The organism is Microcystis sp. M113S1, assembly GCF_020246945.1.
GTDB lineage: Bacteria > Cyanobacteriota > Cyanobacteriia > Cyanobacteriales > Microcystaceae > Microcystis.
Map to the genome: position 1 here is coordinate 1 of NZ_JADBSA010000283.1, position 19607 is coordinate 19607.

The window sequence follows — 19607 nt, forward strand, 5'->3', positions numbered from 1 at the left end:
AGACTTGGGAGAAGCTCTCCTGGACTTTGAAAATGAGGCAGATTTGCTCCACTGGCTGTCCCAAAACCATGACTGAACCAAGTACATCTTTCGACAGTCCCTGGAAAGATATTGTCGAAACCTACTTACCCGAATTTTTCGGACTCTTCGTTACTCTTTATGATAAATTAACAGACAAAATGCCCAGACAACCTACTTTTCACCAAAAAATTCCGAAAGTTTCTAAAGCCATAGCCTCTTCGTTATTGCTGAATTGCTGAATACTCCCGCAGTTTTATATTTTCTTTAGAGATGGGCTGTCCTAAAACCTGCTCAGAGCGGCCAAAAGTCAGAAAATAGAAATAAAGGTGCGATTGGAGAACTTGAGCAGCGATCGCACCCGTCAGCCGCCATTGGAGAAAGATAAAGTTATGGCAGATAACTACAGAAGTCGCATTGTTACCCAAGGTACCCAACGCAGTCCCAATCGGGCCATGTTAAGAGCGGTAGGTTTTGGGGATGAGGACTTTAGCAAACCAATCATCGGCATCGCTAACGGATTTAGCACCATTACCCCCTGTAACATGGGAATTAATGATTTAGCAATGCGTGCCGAAGCAGGAACCAGATTAGCGGGGGGAATGCCGCAACTTTTCGGGACTATCACCATTAGTGACGGAATTTCCATGGGAACAGAAGGGATGAAATATTCTCTCGTTTCTAGGGAAGTAATCGCCGATTCCATTGAAACCGTCTGTAATGGTCAAAGTCTCGATGGAGTCCTCGCTATCGGGGGTTGTGACAAAAATATGCCGGGGGCAATGATTGCCATGGCCCGGATGAATATTCCCGCTATTTTCGTCTATGGTGGCACGATTAAACCGGGGCGCTACAAAGATTGCGATTTAACCGTGGTCAGTTCCTTTGAAGCCGTGGGACAGTACAGCGCTGGTAAAATCAGTGAAGAAGACCTAATCGGAATTGAACGCAACGCTTGCCCCGGTGCCGGTTCCTGTGGTGGAATGTTTACTGCTAATACCATGTCTTCCATTTTTGAAGCCATGGGCATGAGTTTACCCTACTCCTCGACCATGGCCGCCGAAGATGCGGAAAAAGCCGATAGTACTGAAGAATCGGCCAAGGTTTTGGTCGAGGCGATTAGAAAACAGATTCTACCTAGCCAAATTTTGACCCGTAAAGCCTTTGAAAACGCTATTTCGGTAATTATGGCGGTGGGAGGTTCCACTAACGCTGTCCTGCACCTTTTAGCCATTTCCCGCACCATGGGGGTAGAATTATCGATCGATGATTTTGAAACTATCCGGCAGCGTGTACCGGTTATCTGCGATCTTAAACCCTCCGGGCGTTACGTTACCGTGGATCTACATAAAGCCGGCGGTATTCCCCAAGTGATGAAAATTCTGCTGGTTAATGGTTTACTGCACGGGGATGCTCTCACCATTAGCGGTCAGACTATCGCCGAGATTTTAGCCGATATTCCCGACCAACCGCCGTCAGGCCAAGATGTTATCCGTCCTTTTAGCAATCCTGTCTATAAAGAGGGTCATTTAGCCATTTTGAAGGGAAATCTGGCCACGGAGGGGTCTGTGGCCAAAATTAGCGGCGTGAAAACTCCGGTAATCACCGGACCCGCGCGGGTGTTTGAGTCGGAAGAAACCTGTTTAGAGGCAATTTTAGCCGGAAAAATTAAAGCCGGGGATGTGGTGGTTGTCCGTTACGAGGGACCAGTAGGCGGACCGGGTATGCGGGAAATGTTGGCCCCCACTTCGGCAATTATCGGCGCCGGTTTAGGGGATTCCGTGGGATTAATTACCGATGGTCGTTTTTCCGGGGGAACCTACGGTCTGGTGGTCGGTCACGTCGCTCCAGAAGCGGCAGTGGGTGGTACAATTGCTCTAGTCGAGGAAGGGGATCAAATTACTATTGATGCTCGTCAGCGTCTCTTGAGTTTAAATGTATCTGAGGAAGAATTAGTCCGTCGTCGTAACCATTGGCAACCGCACCCCCCACGCTATAAAACGGGAATTCTCGGCAAATTCGCTAAGTTAGTCTCCTCTAGCAGTCTCGGTGCTTTAACGGATCTGAATCTGTTCTAAAAGTGTCAAAGCAACTGGCGATCAATTGCGATCGCCGTTTCTCTCACTGCTCACTTAACACTCTCACTGATAACTGATAAGACTGACGGATGCAATTGTTAGAGATTGATGACTATGACCTATCTATTTACTGTCTATCGAGCGCTCGAATGCCGTCCAGATACCTATCGGGACTGGTATGACCAAGGCAATATTTTAAGAGAAAGAATGGACTATTTTGGAGCCTTAATCAGCTACGAAAAAGCCTTAGAATATTATCCAGATGATTATTGGGCATGGTACAAAAGGGGTATGATACTAGAAGACTTGGGAATGTATGAAGAAGCCGCTCAAAGTTATGCTAACGCCGCACAGGTAAAGGATGATAACTATTGGGCTTGGTACGATCAAGGTTGTGTTTATCTACAAGAATTAAAGGACTACGAAAAAGCGATCGCTTGTTTTCAACGAGCCTTAAGTCATAGTCCGGGGGACTATTGGGCAGCCTACCGGCAAGGGGAGGCCTATCGATTGCTGAAAAATTACGAACGCGCTATTACTTCCTATGATCTGGCCCTAGGGGCGCGACCCCGGGATTATTGGGCCTGGTATCGTCGCGGCGACGCTTTCCGGGATTGGGGCAATCCCCAAGAGGCTTTATTTAATTATCGTACCGCCCTCGATATCCGACCGCAAGATTACTGGTCCTGGTATCAACAGGGTGTGATCCTACAGGAATTACAGCGTTTAACAGAAGCGATCGCCTGTTATGAAGAATCGTTAAAAATCGATCGAGATGATCGCTATGCGTGGTATAATTCCGCCTGCTGTTATGCCGCCCTCGGTCAACAACAAAAAGCGATCGACTGTTTACGGGAAGCTCTAGACATAGAACCGGATATTTGCGGCGAATTAGCGCGTAATAACTTTGTTTTCGATGGTTTAAGGCAAAATGAAACCTTTAATGACCTCTTGAGTTGCTATTCCCCCAGCTAAAATCCTTTTGACTCGATCGCCTCGATTCAGTACCTAGGGTTTGCTGAAAAGGTTTTTTGTGGGGTGTGGGGTTTTAGGCATTTTCAGGGAAAAAGTGCCTAAAATTTCCCCCCGATTGCTCCAATATCTTTAGGCTTTTTTGACGGCAAAAAAGCCTAAAGATATTAGCCAACAAGGTTTTAAGATTTATTTAGCCAGTCTGGATTAGCTACAATTGCAATGAGAGACAAATTATTGAGAATCTTATGCGAGAACTAGACAGAGACAAAACCATCGAACAACTGAACGAAATCATGGAATTTGAACTAGCGGGAGTTGTCCGTTACACCCACTATTCCCTGATGGTGACAGGGCCCCATCGCATCCCCATCGTCCAATTTTTCCAGACTCAGGCCACGGAGTCCCTCACCCACGCGCAACAAGTTGGGGAAATTCTCACCGGTTTAGAAGGTCATCCTAGCTTAAAAATTGCCCCCATCGAGGAAAGCTATGAACATAATATCAAAGCAATCTTGAGTGAGAGCCTCAATCATGAGAAAAAATCCCTTGATTTGTACAAAGCACTCCTAGAAACCGTCGAAGATGCCAGTATTTACCTGGAAGAATTCGCTCGCGGTATGATCGGACAAGAAGAATTACACAATCTGGAAATTCGCAAGATGCTGCGGGATTTTGCTTAAGCTAGGATCAAAGTTAGAGTTTATCGACTAGCTTATGAATCTCAGTTCCGCTTTACCCACTTTTATTATCACTCTCCGGGAAGGTTTCGAGGCCGCTTTAGTGGTGGGAATTGTCCTCGCTTGTTTACAAAAATCGGGTCGATCGCAACTTAACTCATGGGTGTATCGTGGTATTGGTGCAGGAGTAGTCGCTAGTGTTTTGGTCGGTATTTTGCTAGGGGGAATCCTTTTTCAAGTGGATGCCTCTCCTAGTCCATTTGTACCAATGCTCAAGGAATTACTGGCCGCCACTTTTGGACTGATTGCCGTTTTGATGTTGAGTTGGATGTTAATTTGGATGACTCAACAGGCCAAATATTTGAAATCTGAGGTAGAAAATGCGGTAAAAGCGGGTTTAAAATCGGAAAATGGGGCAGGAAAAGCGATTTTTCTGCTCGTTTTTATCGCTGTCTTGCGGGAGGGATTTGAAACAGTTCTCTTTATCCTGGCCCAATTCCAAAAAGATTGGCAGCTACAAACCTTCGGTGCGATAGCGGGGTTAAGTGTCGCGACTTTGTTGGGAATTCTCCTATTTGCAGGGGGAGTAAAAATTAATATCCGTCTCTTTTTCCAAATTATGGGGACTTTCCTACTCTTAATCGTTGCGGGATTACTCATCGGTGTTTTGAAACATATCGACGCAGGAATCAGTCTTTTAAGTCAAATTGACCCTTTTTATCAAAGTTTCTGTCCTTCTCTCCCCTCCTCCTGTCTTCTCGGTTTTCAAGTTTGGGACGGTTCCCAAATTTTGAGCGATCGCACTTTCCCCGGACTCCTCCTCAAATCCCTGTTTGGTTATCGTCAAAACCTCTATATCAGTCAAATTGTTGCTTATATCCTCTTTTTACTGCTTATCGGTGGCCTCTATTTCCAAAGCTTACGACAACGTCCTCAAACAGTGATCAGTAAACAGTAATCAGTGATCAGTAAACAGTAATCAGTAAACAGTGAAAAGATGGCAAGAAACTGCTATTTAATACTGCTCACTTAACACATACTGCTCACTTAAAACTCAAATCTGATAACTGATAACTTACCCACTGATAACTGATAACTGATAACTGATAACTGATAACTGATTATGACTACTTGGCAATGTGACGGTATCCCTAAAGATGGTAAACCTTATACGCAAGCGATTGCGGGAGGTCATGAACCCTGCGAAAATACTACTCCTGATTGTCCTATCTGTGGCCTGCCTAGGGAAGCGATGGATCCCGTAACAACGACGGTTAAAACCACGGTTGTGGTCTCCCCGGGTGCTACAACTAGAGTTGGCCAAAAATCTAACTGGTTACTTCCCTTCGCTTTGATAATTACCGCTTTAACCGCAGGTTTAGGGGGTTGGAGTCTATTGCAAATGCTGATTCCCAAACCCGGTACTCTCGAAGTCGTCCCAGAAAAAACCCCAAACAAGCAACCCAAGACAACTTTTGTGAGTAATACGGCTAAAAATCCCGATTTATTTAGCCAAGGCGAGAAAATACTGCTTAATTTCACTCCTAACAAAGAAAAAGGCGCAGCGGCCTTTAAAAAGGAAGATTGGGCAAATGCGATCGCATCTTACCAACCGGCAGCCACTCCCCAAGCAAACGACCCGGAGGGCAAAATCTATTACAATAACGCCAAAGCTAGACAAAAAGGTAATCAAAATACTATAGCCGTCGTTGTCCCCATCGCTAACGACCCCAACAGTGCCAAGGAAATTCTCCGAGGTGTGGCCAGGTATCAAGAGGAGTTTAATAATTCTAATCCGGGTAATCCTTTGGAAATAGTCATCGCTAATGATGGCGGTGGGTTACAATCAAAAGCGATAGCCGATGATTTGATTCAATCCGGTCAGGTTTTGGCAGTTATGGGCCACGGAATCGATCCTTTTAGTCAAAAAGCGATTGAAAGTTACGAAAAAGAAGGATTAGCGATTCTTTCTCCCCTGACTACCAGTGTTAGTCAAACGGGAAAATCAACCCTGAAAACTATTCCCCTTGAGGATAAGTCTCAGGAAGTTTTGGGTAGTTATCTGGAAGCGGTGGCCAAAACTTTGGCTAATTATGCTAGTAAGCAAGAGAATTCTCCGTCAGTGGTTCTTTTTTATGATTCCGATAGTCCCTATAGTCAAAAATTAAGGGATTCCTTTGCTAAAGCGATAAAAGAACCGGGAGGCAAGATAGTTAAGGAAATAGACACAACTAAAGCCAATTTTAACGCTAAAACCGCCATAGATCAGGCCAAAAAAGCCGGCGCTAGGGTGGTATTTTTGGCCCTGAGTAAAGATGGTGATCGCATAAATCAAGCCGTGGCTATTGCCCAAGAATCGTCAGGAATGCTCTTATTAGGCGGAAATGAACTTTATACACCCGATATACTTATTCAAGGAGCAGATAGCATCGACGGATTAGTTCTAGCAGTACCTTGGAGTTTCCAAGCAACGGATCCTTTTGCCAAAGATGCGCTGAAAAGTTGGCGCGGTCGCGTCAGTTGGCGTACTGCTACCGCCTACGATACCATGAAAGTATTAGGAGAAGCGATCGCTAAAAGTTCTGACCGTGCTACTGTAGTCGAAACTTTAAATCGAGGAATCACCTTGCAGGGAAGCACCACGGATTTTAACATTTTTAATCAAGTTCCCCTGGTGCGCGCTAATCGCGGCAATGAAGGGCCAAAGGGTTCTCAATATCAGTTCGATCCTATCTAAAATAGACAATGTGATGTCGAGGAGTAGAATCAAGTCTAATTGTATGAAGAATATCTTACCCATCCTAGCTTTATTAATGTCCGTGTCGGGAATTGCCGTGTCTTTGGGACGGGAGGAAGTCCGATGTCATCTCGGTTTAGAATCGGCAGCCTGTCCCCAGGAAGAACGAAACATCAGTGAAGACACCCCCCCAGATACCCCCGCAACTACCCCCGCAACTACCCCCGCAACTACCCCAGAATCTCCCCGGATAGAAGAAACTCCCGCGGAAACAACCCGTAATAGCGAAGCTTCCCCCGAAGTTTCCCCGTCTCCTGAAAGCGAAACTCCAGTGGAATTCACTCCCATCCCGGAAAATAACCCCAGTCCAGAAGTAACCCCCGAAAATCCCCCCACCCCAGAAACCAAAGCGGTGGAAAAAACTCCAGATTCAGAAAAAAGTCCCGATGTCAATCCATCTAAAGAGGGAGAAACTGAAAGTATTCCCTTAGAAGTTATTCCCCCTGAACAGTAAAATCGGACAAAATCAATTTCTTGGTTAGGATAGGCACTCAAGCAAGAGGTAGTTAGGGTTTGCTGAATAAATCTAAAAACCTTGTTGGGTAAAACTTTTAGACTTTTTCGAAATCAAAAAGTACCAGATATGGGAGTGATCAGGGGGAAAATTCAGGGACTTTTTCCCTAAAAATTAGGTAATTGACCCCCTCAAAATCGGTAAAACCCTACACCCCACACCCCACACCCTACCCCCACCAGCAAACTTTTTGCCGCAAACTCTAATTAACTTCTAACCCCGGAATGCTTAACTGTTCAGTTTTTGGCTGTGTTTCCCCCAGATAATCCCCTTGCAACATATTAATTAAACAGCCACCAAGATGATAGGCCATATTAACAGGAACCGCATTACCAATCTGTCGATATTGAGAGGTTAAATTACCGGTAAATTGCCAATCATCGGGGAAGGACTGCACTCGTGCATATTCTCTCACAGTCAAAGGACGAGTTTCTTGGGGATGGCATCTTTCTGTTTGGGTTTGTGCTGGACTACAGGTAATAGTTAAAGCTGGTTCATCCCAAGATAATCTTTTAGCATATCCTGTCCGGCCTCCGTGATTTTTGAGACTATTTTTCATATATTCTTTTTGAATATCCATCGGCAAATTCCGCCAATTTCCTCCTGCGGGAACTAAGGACATAATCGCTTTTTTTCTTTCTTTATATTCTACTCCCAGAGAAATTGGACAATTCTCTAGAGCTTTTTTCAAAGAAATAGTATAGTTTTTATATTGGGGAAAAATGGGTTTAATATTTAGGTCTTGACGGGTGGCAATAATAATTAATCTTTCTCTTTTTTGGGGAACATCGAGAAATTGAGCCGATAAAACTTGATAAGCAGCATAATAACCGATTTCCTGTAAAGCTTGCAGCATTAATTGCAGAGTTTCTCCTTTTTTATTACTTAATAATCCTCGAACATTTTCGGCCATAGCAATTTTAGGTTGTACTTCCTGTAAACAACGAGCAAACTCAAAAAATAAGCTCCCTCTCAAATCTTCTAATCCTTTCCCTAACCCAGCATAACTAAAAGGTTGGCAGGGAAAACCTCCAGCTACAATATCTATTTTGTCTCTAAAATCAGAAAATTTAATCTTTTTTATGTCTTGATTTATAACATTCCATTGCGGTCGATTAAGTCTTAAAGTATTAACACAATCTTGGTTAATTTCCACCAGTAATTGCGTTTTTAGTCCCGCATTTTCTAAACCTAAAGCCATACCACCACAGCCAGCAAATAATTCGATAACCGTGTAATTAGTTGGCTCAACAGTTTGTAAAATTCTCAATTCTCCGGGGGATTGGTTATTTTTAAGATTGGTTAATTGCTCGAGATCAAATAACCAATCAACTTGATTGATTTTCTGACCTTTGATTAATTTTTTCTTTTGCCATGTTAGTATTTCTGCGGTAGTTACACCGAGAATATTAGCGGCTTTTTGTAGATTTACCTGAGTCATAATCAATAATTAGCAACTTATCTACCTCTTTATTATACATCAAAGTAGCTAAACTTGATAAAGTTCTTTTTCGATTTTCCTGACTGTCATCTTTAACTTATTCAGGATAGTTTCATAATCTAAGTCCAACATTGACCAAAAAGCTTGCCCTGCTAATAGCTCAATATTATTCTCTTTAGCTTTGGTTTTGCTAATTGTCCAAGAATTGCCCATATCTAAAGCAGCGGCAAAAACTGAGTTAGGATGTATTTTTAATTCATTGATACTCCGATCACTCTGGCTACCAGTAAGAGTATCTTTTTTAGTTTTTAATTGAGTGTATTTGATTATTCCTTGATTAAAAACTACTAAATCCACACCTTTGATTTTAAAATTTAGAATTTTTTCTGGTACAAAAACCTGTGAACTAATAGAAGCAATTTCTTCTAAAGTATGACCTAGACTTTCGGAGATAAGATTGACATATTTATTCGATAAGTACAAGTTTTCACATTGAGCAAACTCAAAAATATTTTTAAATCCTTTCTTCTTTTTGAGAGATATATTTTTAAAATCCTGTTTTTCTTTCAGGATTTTTTCAACTACTTTAGACTGGAACTCATCCAAAGCATCATCGATTTTTTGATCGCTATTGTCTGCAATGTCTGTGTCTGTTGTTCTATTTTCTTGAAAATATTCAAAAATGAAATCATCAATTAGACGACAAATTTGATAAGTATCTACCAAGTCATGAGTAACAAAGGTAGGAATTTTGATCGAAGGTTTCTGTAAATTAATTTCTTCTAATAATTGGGTTAAATTATGGCGATAAGAGTATAAATAGTTCATTAGAGTTAGTTGCTGCGTTTGGATTGTTTACTTTTTGCTTAAAACTATTAATTTAATTGTTGCTGCTGGTCATATCAACAAATATTAATTAGACACCAGCTATAACGACATCGAGATAATAGACAATAATAAAGGCTGAACCTTGTTCAGCCTCCAGTATAACTTTTAACTCTTTCCTACTTGCGCCCCGGAACTGTATATTTAAAATTCATCGGGCCAGTATAACCAGAAATCTCCGCCAATTTCTCTAATCTTTGGGTTCCCGAATATTCTTGACCCTTAATAATCCAAGTGGGGAAACCTTTAATTCCGGCATCGCGACAAGCTTGGGGATTACCATTAACCCCTTGGGGATCGCATTCGATATAAACCCCTTCTTTTTTGAGGATTTCTCCAGCTTCCTTACCAAATAACTGTTTTTGATCGTAACAGTGGGGACACCAAAAAGCCCCGTATTCCTTCGCACCAATTGCTTTTAAATGTTTAGCCAGGGCGATTTCTGCTTTTCCCGAAACCGTGGTTACTTCCCAACCATACGGGGGTGTAGCAGCTGTCATTGGCCGGGTAATTTCTTCTTTTCCTCCTGCCACCGTGGGGGAATTTACTCCCGCATAAACCGCTAAAGTTCCCACAAAAGTAATCATTGCCACTACAACCATCGGCAGTATAATTTGTCCTAAACCTTCCCATTCGCGCCCGATAATTGTGAGAATTAATAGGGTTAAAGCGAACAAAGCCGAAGTGATGCAGTAGGGACACAATTCCTTTAATTCCGTGGCTAGAATATACATTAAATAACCACTAAATACCGCCATCGCCGTCGCCCCTGCTAACAGCAATAACCAAGTATTATTTTCTAAACTTTTGCGGAGATTTTTCTGAGTTTCCCCATTGATAAATAGAGGACTGAGGGCAAAAACCGCCATGGCCATATAGGCCAAAAAACCGAACAAACTCAAGGGCAGCCCGAAAACCGTAGCGTAGGGACTATTAAGAACACCACTACAACCAGCCCCATCACTAGCCCCGGCGGTACAGGCAGCAGCCCCTCCCGTCAGTTTGGTAATGGTTAAATAGCCGGTCAGAATCGCCCCCACGATCGAAACCCCCCCAATTAGGGGCCGGGAGTAGCGATGAATCCAAGGTACAGAACGACGACGCATAATATTATTTAGATTAAATTACAGCAGAATTCAGGAGTCCGAAGGTAAATCGAAATGTACTTTGTCGAAAGGAAAAATCCCGTAACGATATTGTGTTAATTAGGACGTTTTCAATTCCTAAAAACTTAGGATCGCTATCCCCTGAAACTATCCGCCATTCTAGCAAGGGGTTATGTGGACAGAGGCAAAGAAGGGAGAGAATTATTAATTTTTGCTTTTTGATCGTTGATCTGCCGGGCCGTTTCCACAAATTGCGACACCCGGATCGGATCCACCGGTTCAGTAATTTTGCCATGACGCTTGAGGGAACTAGCCACGATCACCCCATCAGCAGCCGGCAGTAACCGCCCGATATTGTCCAAATCAGCCCCGCTGCCGATAAAAACCGGTGTTCCCTTGGCCGCCGCCACTGCCAGTTCCAAATCCTCAAAACTAGGGGGGCTACCGGTAGCCCAACCGGAGAGAATCACCCCGTCTGCTAGTCCCCGTTCGATCGTATCTTGAACTGCCGTAGTCAGATTAGGAGTTGCCAAGGGGCGGGCGTGTTTAACCAAAACATCCGCTAAAATTTTGACCTCAGACCCCAATTCGCGCCGATAACGCAGGAGTTCGTGGGCCTGACCCTCAATAATGCCCTGATCGGTAGCCATAACCCCCGTTAGCACATTAACTCGAATAAATTGGGCCTTGACACAGGTAGCGATCGCTAAGGCACTATGGGCATCATTGCGGAGAACATTAAGACCGATCGGTAAGACCACCAGATTTTTAATGCGATCAACAATTAAAGTCATGGCACTAACCACGGCGGGATCCACCTGTTGCTTGGTAAAGGGGGCATCAAAAAAATTCTCGATAATCAAACCATCAACACCACCGGCAGCCAAGGCCGTCGCCTCCTGTTCAGCCCGCTCGATCACCGTCTTGAGACTACCACCCCAACGGGGGGAAGTGGGCAGGGGGGCGAGATGAACCACGCCAATAATCGGGTTTTTTGTCTTGAAAGTTGCAATTAAGTTCACAGCGTCTACTACTCTTAGCGTCCCCAACCAGGCGCCGCTCACCCATTTTAACAGGGTCAAGGCCTAGCCACGGGGCCACAGGGGGGAAAATATTTTAACTGCTAATGATTTTATCAAGTCCGGAATCCGTTAAAATGTCTTAACATTAGAGAAGTTTAAGATTTGGTTGATACTCGATCGCATGGGCAATAAGCCAACCATCGCTATCTCACACCTAGGCTGTGAGAAAAACCGGATCGACTCCGAGCATATGTTAGGACTGCTGGCCAAGGCTGGCTATCCCGTAGATAATGACGAGGAGTTGGCCGATTACGTTATCGTTAATACCTGTAGTTTCATTCAAGCAGCTAGAGAAGAATCCGTTCGCACCCTCGTGGAACTGGCGGAAGCTAATAAAAAAATTATTATCTCCGGCTGTATGGCCCAACATTTCCAAGATGAACTCCTGACGGAATTGCCGGAAGCCGTGGCCATTGTTGGCACGGGAGATTATCAGAAAATCGTCGAGATCGTGGAACGGGTAGAGACGGGAGAACGCGTCAAGGAAGTCAGCGCCGATCCCACTTTTATCGCTGATGAAAATCTACCCCGTTATCGCACCACTACCGAAGGAGTCGCCTATCTGCGGGTGGCCGAAGGCTGCGATTATCGCTGTGCTTTCTGTATTATTCCCCACCTGCGCGGCGATCAGCGATCGAGATCGATCGAGTCCATTGTAGCCGAAGCGCGACAATTGGCCGGCCAAGGAGTCCAAGAATTAATTCTCATTTCGCAAATAACAACCAATTATGGGTTAGACTTATATGGCGAACCCAAATTAGCGGAACTCTTGCGAGCGCTGGGAGAAGTCGATATACCTTGGATTCGCGTTCACTACGCTTACCCGACCGGGTTAACGCCAAAGGTTATCGAGGCGATCCGAGAGACCCCGAATGTTTTACCCTATCTAGACTTGCCGCTACAGCATTCCCATCCCGACATCCTGCGGGCGATGAACCGTCCCTGGCAAGGACGAGTCAACGATGGCATTATCGAGCGGATCAAGCAAGCTATCCCGAACGCGGTTTTACGAACGACTTTTATCGTCGGTTTCCCCGGAGAAACCGAGGAACATTTCAGCCATCTGCTGGAATTTGTCAAGCGTCATGAGTTCGATCACGTCGGGGTGTTTACCTTCTCCGCCGAAGAAGGTACAGCCGCTTTTGACCTGCCCAATCCAGTGCCACAGGCAATTATGGACGAACGCCGCGAACGGTTGATGTTAACTCAGCAACCAATCTCGGAGCGCAAAAATCAAGCTTATATCGGTGACACTGTCGATGTTCTCATCGAACAGGAAAACCCAGAAACAGGGGAGTTAATCGGGCGTTCCGCTCGTTTTTCCCCGGAAGTGGATGGCTTGGTTTATGTGACAGGGGAGGCGATTCTAGGTGCGATCGTACAGGTCCGAATCACTTCGGCCGATACCTACGATCTCTACGGCGAAATAGTCTAATTTTTCCATTTTTCTAATTTAATTCCCACAAAACAATCCCTATGACCACTGGTTTCAACAATTTAGGTTTATCCGATAGCCGTCTTCAACACCTAGAAACGCTTGGATTCACCACCCCCACCGAAATTCAATCCAAAGCCATCCCTCTCCTGTTAGAAGGCCATGACATGGTAGGAATGTCGCAAACGGGAACCGGCAAAACTGCCGCCTATTCCCTGCCTTTACTCGAACGCATGGACACCAAAAATCCTAACGTTCAAGCTTTAATCCTCACCCCCACCCGGGAATTAGCCCAACAGGTGGCCAGCGCCATCAAAGATTTCTCTGATGATCGTCGTCTCTTTATCCTGACAGTCTGTGGTGGTCAATCCATGGAACGTCAGATCCGCAGTCTGGAAAAAGGTGTCCAGATTGTGGTCGGGACTCCCGGCCGGGTAATCGATCTGCTCGATCGCAAAAAACTCCATCTAGAATCCCTAAACTGGGTAGTCCTCGATGAAGCGGACGAAATGCTCAGTATGGGTTTCATCGATGATGTTAAGAAAATTCTGCAAGCATCCCCCTCCACCCGTCAAACCGCCTGTTTCTCGGCAACTATGCCCCGGGAAATCCGCGATTTAATCGCTAATTTCTTGAAATCTCCCGTTTCTGTGACGGTTTCTCAACCCCAGGCCGCTCCTGCTAAAATCGAGCAGAAAATTTATCTGATCCCTCGCGGTTGGACGAAATTAAAAGTCCTGCAACCCCTGTTAGAGATCGAACCCCTAGAATCGGCGATTATTTTCGTCCGCACCAAGCAAACTGCGGCCGAATTAACCAGCAAACTGCAAGAAGCGGGGCAAACGGTGGATGAATACCACGGTAACTTAAGCCAAGTGCAACGGGAACGACTGGTGCAACGTTTCCGCGAGGGCAAAATTAAATTAGTGGTAGCCACGGATATCGCGGCCCGCGGTCTAGATGTGGAAAATCTCAGCCACGTTATTAACTATGATCTGCCGGATAATGCCGAAACCTATATTCACCGCATTGGCCGCACGGGCCGCGCCGGTAAAACGGGAACTGCTATATCCTTAGTAGAACCGATCGATCGGCGTTTGTTGCGTCAGATCGAACAGCGTTTGCGTCAACGTCTGGAATCTAGTCCCATTCCTAGTCGCACCGAAGTAGAAGCAAAACGCCTGACCAAGCTGCAAAATCAGCTAAAAGAGGCTTTATCGGGGGAACGTATGGCTTCTTTCTTGCCTTTAGTGCGGGATTTAAGTGAAGAATACGATCCCCAAGCGATCGCGGCGGCTGCCCTGCAAATGATCTACGATCAAAATTGTCCCCAGTGGATGAAAACCGATTGGGAAGTTCCCGCACCGGCGAGCAGTAAACCGGTGATTAATAAAACTCCCCGCGGTGGTGGCAATAAGTATCCTTCTAAGTCGAATAACCGTCCTTCCTTGGACAAAAAAATCGTCTTTCAAGAACGTTAATTTTTAGTTCCTGAAGAAGTAATTTTAGAGTTGATAGACCGTTTTGGTTCTATCAACTTTTTTTTGTGTATAATTCATAAAAACTACACATTGAATTCCTCCTTTTTCCCCTTAAAAAAGGGGATACCGAAGCTAGGGGGATCGATTCTCACGAGACATCGACCAGCTAATCTGAGCCTGAAGATAACCGCTATAATCTACTTATCAATAGTTAATAATTTCGATGAATCGATCGCAACTTATCCACAGGCAAAGCTGGTTAATTGAACATTTGCCGGGGTTAAGTGACCAAGATTGCCAAAAATTAAAGGATTGCGGTATCGACACCACCGCACAACTTTTGCAAAAAGTTCGTCCGCAATTGGGTAAGGAAAAATTAGCAGTAAGAATGCAAATCCAGGCTAAACATATTAATAAGTGGGTGGCAATGGCGGAATTAGCCTCGATTCCCGCCGTGGGTTGTCAATACTGCGGTTTGCTGGTTCATGCCGGTATTGCTTCCATCCCGCAATTGGCACAGACATCAATTCAGCAATTGCATCGACAGATTCTCCGCTTTCAGGTGGCTAATCTGCAAAGACGCGATTTATGTCCCGATATTGCGGTGATGTTAGCTTGGATTGAACAGTCAAAAATCTTAACCAGAGAGTTAAAATAAATGCGATTTTTCGGTATTCCTAAATAAGCCTAAATTTCTTGACAAAAATCACTACTCATGTTTTTAGTTTGAGCAGGAGAAATAGAACCAACGCTTTTAATCTCCACATAATACACTGGCTCAAAAGTGCCAGCAAAAGTCATTTTTATCCCCGATTATCAAGCTGTCATCACATAGGATTAGACCAGAAGATATTAAAAAGAATACACGGCTGTTTTGATATTTTGATAGTTATCATCTAGGTCTGATTCTAGGAGAATAATCGCAGTAATTCTTCTAGTCATCTCGCTTACTTCCTGCACTTCTGCGATAGTTAATCCCCGTCCTAATAATTTTTCCTCGCGATAACTTAGCCATTTTTTAATGACTTGATAACCCCCGATGGTATATTCCCATACCCGGGATGGTATATTTTGCCAATAGGCTCGATCATTGAGATAAATATCATAGGTTTTCGTTCCTAATAATTTTCGCATTTCTGGGCTAATTACGCTCATTTCTGCGGTTGTATATTGTCTTGCGATCGCTTTTCCTTTACCCGGCATCGTCACGCCATTTTTACCCCCATGTCCCCAACCAACGTTAATAATTAAATCTCCCTTATCTGGGTTTAAATTTACCCCATCAGTGCAGGAAATCAAGGCGATTTTTTGCAGTGCAGGAGTCGGTTTTTTTGTCACTCCTATAACGGGATTTTCTGTGTCTAAAAGAGAGGCGATCGCTTGTCCTAGTTCGGCAGATTTAATTAATAATTCTTGGCTCTTGGGAAGGGGAATTCTTGGGAAGTCTTGACGAATACCGTCGGCATTTTCCCGAAGATACAAGGGGGAGTATCCAATAGCTAATGCGTGCAGCCAAATTAAGGAAGCATTCTCGATATTTTCCTCGAGATTATTAATACCCATTTGCTTTAAGTATTGACGAGATTTTTCCGAGAGATTAGCTTTAATTTGAGAAGTATTAAAGTCACTGGAATCGAATAATTTTCCTTGAGTATTATCTTCTGTATTTACTGTCTCTGAATAGTTTTGACGTAATCGCATCGGGAAATGATAAGCATGACCTCTAATAAAGTCAAAATCTCCTAAACAGTTAGTAAAATAAAAAGGTATTCCTTCAGGGGTTGCTACTCCAGCAGGACGACTGACTAAAAAGGAATTACCTTGAAATTGATGAATAAATAATGAGGGTCTAGATTCGTTCCAAAGTGGTCTGATTTGAGTATAATAACACCACTTAACTTCGTAGGGTCTTAGCAGATAACGAAGCAGCATTTTTTGATTAAACTTTTCCTGTAATTTTAAAATTTTATCTCGTGCTTTCTTCGCATCAAATCGAGCAACATCTTTGGTCAAACCTGTATTTAATCTCTCTAAGTCTTCCCAAGAAACATTTTTATCAAAGTATTGACTTATTCTTTCAGTAAGGATAGTTTTATCGGTATCAATAAAACTATAGCCTCGATTTTCTTTGTATCCTGTAATTGGAGAATCGGCACATAAATCTGTTAACTTTGGCCATGCTAAATATTGAGAAGAAACATCGGAGGGACGGAAAGAATAACGATTAGATTGTTCTGGGTTAGAGACTTGATAAAAATCATCAAAATCTTGATTATTTAAACTATCTAAAAGTTGTGACCTTCTTTCAACTGCTTTAGCTGCATCAATATCATCTCGGAATAAAACCTTAGTTCCTTGCTGAGAATTATCTTTCAACCAAAGAGAAATCACAACTCCCTGTTTAATTCCTGCTGAGAATCCGGGTATCGAGAAAATTGTCTCACTGGTTCTACCATCGGGTGCATATTCAGAAATTTTGCGATTTCCGTGCATATTCTCGATCCAGAACTTATTGAAATTCTTTAATAGATTCTGTCTCAAGATAACAAAAGAAGGTTCACTAACCCAAGAATAGTTAGAAATATAACAAACAACTCCTTTACCGGTATTTTCAGAGATACATCTTTCTGCTAAACGAAAAAAGCGCACATAGAGTTCATCCAAATTAAACTTTTTAATCCCCCAATCGGAGATCAAACCCTGTTTATATACTTCCACTAAACCTGCTTCTTCCGTGGGACTGGTTCCAGCAAAAGCATTGTAGGGAGGATTACCGAGAATAACTAAAATCGGTTTACCGCGCTTAACTTCATCAGCTGCCTCTCGTTCCTTATTTAACTCCGGAAAATTTAATTGTAGCTGTTGAATTTTCTGTTTGCTTTCCTCGTCTGGGGGTTGCCAACCGGTTAAAGCATTAGTCAGATAAACCCCGACGCGTTCACTATCTTCTATTAAAGGTACACCCAAACTTTGCAGGAATAAACCTAATTGTAGATGAGCGACGACAAAAGGAGCGGTTAAAATCTCGAAACCGAAAATTCTTTCTATAGCTGCTTTTTTCACCAAAGCCATGGCTAAAGCCCCCGACCCATTTTCCTGTAAAGTATCGGTAATATAGCGCAAAACCTCGACTAAATAAGCACCGGTTCCACAGCAAGGATCGAGAATATAAACATCGGGATTAGCTAAACCGTCCTCGATATTTAATTCTTCTCGTAAAACTCGATCGACTCGCGCTACCATATAGCGAACAATTTCCGGAGGAGTGTACCAAACTCCCAATTCCTTGCGTAAATCGGGATCAAAAGCTTGCAGAAATGGTTCATAGAAATACTGTACCGCTTGTCCTTCATCGAATTGACGAAAAAATTCCTCTCGTCGCACTCGATTTAAAGCTGCACCGGTCCAGTTCAAGACTTCTACTAATCCCAAAGATTTTAACTTACTCGGTGCGGCGATCTGCTCAAAAAGAATCGCTAACATGGGAACATGGAGATAGTAGGCTGCTAATTTCCAATCGAAATTATCCTGGCGATCGTGGTTTTGCTTGTGCCATAATACCCAAGCGGAAAATAACCCATAAAAGAGGGTTTGCACGAGGGTAGAACGAAAAAATTTATTTCCCTGTTCCTGTTCAAATTTGATACCTAGGGCATTTTCTAAAGCTTGACGAATATTGGCCAGAGCGGGAAGATCGGAATGATGTTCTAAGCGTGCTTTTGCGTCGCGCGCATAGGAAGCGAGGAACCAAGCAACATCAGCCGGTGAGGTGATAGGAGCCGCCTGTAAAAGCACTCTCTTTAGGTATTCTAAGAGGCTATCACCCTGTTCGGCGGCAAATTTGGATGGATTTGAGGTTTTTAGCCAAAACTCGGCTTCTGACGGGGCTAAACTATAGGCTTCTAATTCTACCGGTTGACCTTGGCTATTGCGACCAATGAGCAGAAAATCGCGATAATTGGTGACTAATACTTGACCGTATTTTTGCCAGTATTTTTGTACTTGCTCGCTGGCGGCGATTTTTTTGATATCTTCTTTGGTTCCCTTAATCTCGATCGCACCTCTTTCGGGAAAAACCGCCGTAAAAGGTTCTAATTCTTGATTTTTGGGGAATTGATTGACGTTAAAGAGTCCCCCATCCGGCAATCCTGCACCCTGATTTCTGAGGTTGATAATGCAGCGGACTCGCGGTTTTAGGGTTTTACCGATTTCGTTGAGGAGAGTTTCGAGAGTGCCGTAGTAGGAGGTTTCTTTTACCGCTGCTTGGGAGGAGTGGATTTCTTGCAGGTTGCGAAAATAATTGACGAGGGGATTCATAAAAACTGTAGTCTAGATAATTAAGGTTAATATTAAAAAATTTTGTTACAAGATTGAACATTTCTGCTTTGAACGGTTAGAATCACCATTGTAATTATTTATCTCTCTTGTCTTGGAGGAAATTAAAGATGACTGATTTTCTTGATTTCGTTGTTCGTGACAGTTTGCTCAATCCTCTTACTATCACGCTTTTATCTACAGATTTAGAACAAATTGACAAAGGAACAAGATATTGCATTGATGCTCAGATTGATGACACAGATCCTCTTGGGCGTAAAGGTGCGATTTTAGCTGAGTCGGCATCGAAGGAAACTTCTCCCTTAGGAGTCCTGAACTCTAACCCCTCCCCATCTACACTCTCCTCGGAGGCCCCCACAGTTCCAGTCTCCCCTGCTGCTACGAGTCAAGTGGCGTTTTCCGCTTCCCTCAGTATTGACTCTTCTGGTTATTCCACCAGTCCAGCGTCGAGTCCTGCCTCTGTACCCACTGCCGACCCCGTCACCTCCGAGCTAAGACCGGCAGCAACTAGCACCCTTGCCCCTTATGCTCCGAATCAACTCATTGTCAAGTTTAAGAAGGGGATCGCCAGCGCCCAAGTTGCTCAGTTTCAGTCCCTCTTTGGTGCTGTCAGCACCCGGAAGATTAAACTAACGGGGGCAGAGGTTTGGAAGTTATCGGGGTCGCTCTCTGTGGAGAAGATTCTGACACAATATCGCTCCAATCCGATTTTTGAATACATTGAACCTGACTATATTCGGACGCTGGGTACAATTACCCCGAAGGCGACATTCCCCAATGACC

At 43.8% G+C, this 19607-nt stretch carries 16 protein-coding genes and 1 pseudogene; 11 read left to right on the plus strand and 6 right to left on the minus strand.

The genetic code is table 11. The features are described from left to right. Positions 1-4 precede the first annotated feature (4 nt). The 7 genes from IM319_RS22580 to IM319_RS14310 all read left to right on the plus strand — a co-directional run bounded on the left by IM319_RS22580 (position 5) and on the right by IM319_RS14310 (position 6999). A complete protein-coding gene (locus tag IM319_RS22580) occupies positions 5-76 on the plus strand; it encodes a hypothetical protein (protein ID WP_286825964.1) in 72 nt (23 codons plus the stop codon). A 334-nt stretch (positions 77-410) separates the two neighbouring features. Further along, positions 411-2096 carry a dihydroxy-acid dehydratase gene (gene ilvD, locus IM319_RS14285; RefSeq protein ID WP_287736007.1) on the plus strand — a complete coding sequence of 562 codons (1686 nt, stop codon included), beginning with the start codon at positions 411-413 and terminating at the stop codon, positions 2094-2096. A gap of 114 nt (positions 2097-2210) precedes the next feature. After that, positions 2211-3071, plus strand: coding sequence for a tetratricopeptide repeat protein (locus tag IM319_RS14290; protein WP_286826133.1), 861 nt, complete (start codon positions 2211-2213; stop codon positions 3069-3071). 245 nt (positions 3072-3316) lie between these two features. Next, a complete protein-coding gene (locus IM319_RS14295; RefSeq protein ID WP_002731529.1) occupies positions 3317-3751 on the plus strand; it encodes a ferritin-like domain-containing protein in 435 nt (144 codons plus the stop codon). 34 nt (positions 3752-3785) lie between these two features. Then, positions 3786-4706, plus strand: coding sequence for an FTR1 family iron permease (locus IM319_RS14300; RefSeq protein WP_287735999.1), 921 nt, complete (start codon positions 3786-3788; stop codon positions 4704-4706). 165 nt (positions 4707-4871) lie between these two features. Continuing rightward, complete coding sequence (locus tag IM319_RS14305; RefSeq protein ID WP_287736000.1) at positions 4872-6485, plus strand: ABC transporter substrate-binding protein; 1614 nt, start codon at positions 4872-4874, stop codon at positions 6483-6485. A 43-nt stretch (positions 6486-6528) separates the two neighbouring features. Continuing rightward, positions 6529-6999, plus strand: coding sequence for a hypothetical protein (locus tag IM319_RS14310; protein ID WP_287736001.1), 471 nt, complete (start codon positions 6529-6531; stop codon positions 6997-6999). A 262-nt stretch (positions 7000-7261) separates the two neighbouring features. Here the strand turns inward: IM319_RS14310 and IM319_RS14315 are convergent, their stop codons facing one another. The 4 genes from IM319_RS14315 to btpA form a co-directional block, all read right to left on the minus strand. Next, positions 7262-8500, minus strand: a complete 1239-nt coding sequence (locus IM319_RS14315; RefSeq protein ID WP_287736002.1) for a DNA cytosine methyltransferase — start codon at positions 8498-8500, stop codon at positions 7262-7264. 48 nt (positions 8501-8548) lie between these two features. Continuing rightward, a complete protein-coding gene (locus IM319_RS14320) occupies positions 8549-9328 on the minus strand; it encodes a hypothetical protein (RefSeq protein ID WP_287736003.1) in 780 nt (259 codons plus the stop codon). A gap of 176 nt (positions 9329-9504) precedes the next feature. Continuing rightward, positions 9505-10491: a vitamin K epoxide reductase family protein gene (locus tag IM319_RS14325; protein ID WP_287736004.1), complete on the minus strand. Its 987-nt coding sequence runs from the start codon at positions 10489-10491 to the stop codon at positions 9505-9507. Between the two features lie 170 nt (positions 10492-10661). Then, positions 10662-11513 (minus strand): photosystem I biogenesis protein BtpA, encoded by an 852-nt coding sequence (gene btpA, locus IM319_RS14330; RefSeq protein WP_286826141.1) that lies wholly within the window; start codon positions 11511-11513, stop codon positions 10662-10664. A 181-nt stretch (positions 11514-11694) separates the two neighbouring features. Here btpA and rimO point away from each other — a divergent pair, with 181 nt between their 5' ends. The 3 genes from rimO (at position 11695) to IM319_RS14345 (ending at position 15147) form a co-directional block, all read left to right on the plus strand. Then, the gene (gene rimO, locus IM319_RS14335) at positions 11695-13008 is read left to right on the plus strand and encodes a 30S ribosomal protein S12 methylthiotransferase RimO (protein WP_286826142.1); all 1314 of its coding nucleotides are present in this window, start codon (positions 11695-11697) and stop codon (positions 13006-13008) included. 41 nt (positions 13009-13049) lie between these two features. Next, positions 13050-14489: a DEAD/DEAH box helicase gene (locus tag IM319_RS14340; protein ID WP_287686230.1), complete on the plus strand. Its 1440-nt coding sequence runs from the start codon at positions 13050-13052 to the stop codon at positions 14487-14489. Positions 14490-14712: 223 nt separating this feature from the next. After that, positions 14713-15147 (plus strand): DUF4332 domain-containing protein, encoded by a 435-nt coding sequence (locus tag IM319_RS14345; protein ID WP_287736005.1) that lies wholly within the window; start codon positions 14713-14715, stop codon positions 15145-15147. A 32-nt stretch (positions 15148-15179) separates the two neighbouring features. Here IM319_RS14345 and IM319_RS14350 read toward each other — a convergent pair. Together IM319_RS14350 and IM319_RS14355 are read right to left on the minus strand one after the other, a co-directional pair. Beyond that, positions 15180-15302, minus strand: a pseudogene (locus IM319_RS14350) (phenylpyruvate tautomerase MIF-related protein); the annotation flags it as partial. A gap of 39 nt (positions 15303-15341) precedes the next feature. Then, positions 15342-18806: a type ISP restriction/modification enzyme gene (locus IM319_RS14355; RefSeq protein ID WP_287736006.1), complete on the minus strand. Its 3465-nt coding sequence runs from the start codon at positions 18804-18806 to the stop codon at positions 15342-15344. A 128-nt stretch (positions 18807-18934) separates the two neighbouring features. On the opposite strand from IM319_RS14355, the gene IM319_RS14360 reads away from it, so the two are divergent. Next, positions 18935-19607: S8 family serine peptidase (locus tag IM319_RS14360; RefSeq protein WP_425185168.1), on the plus strand; the 673-nt coding region annotated here is incomplete at its 3' end.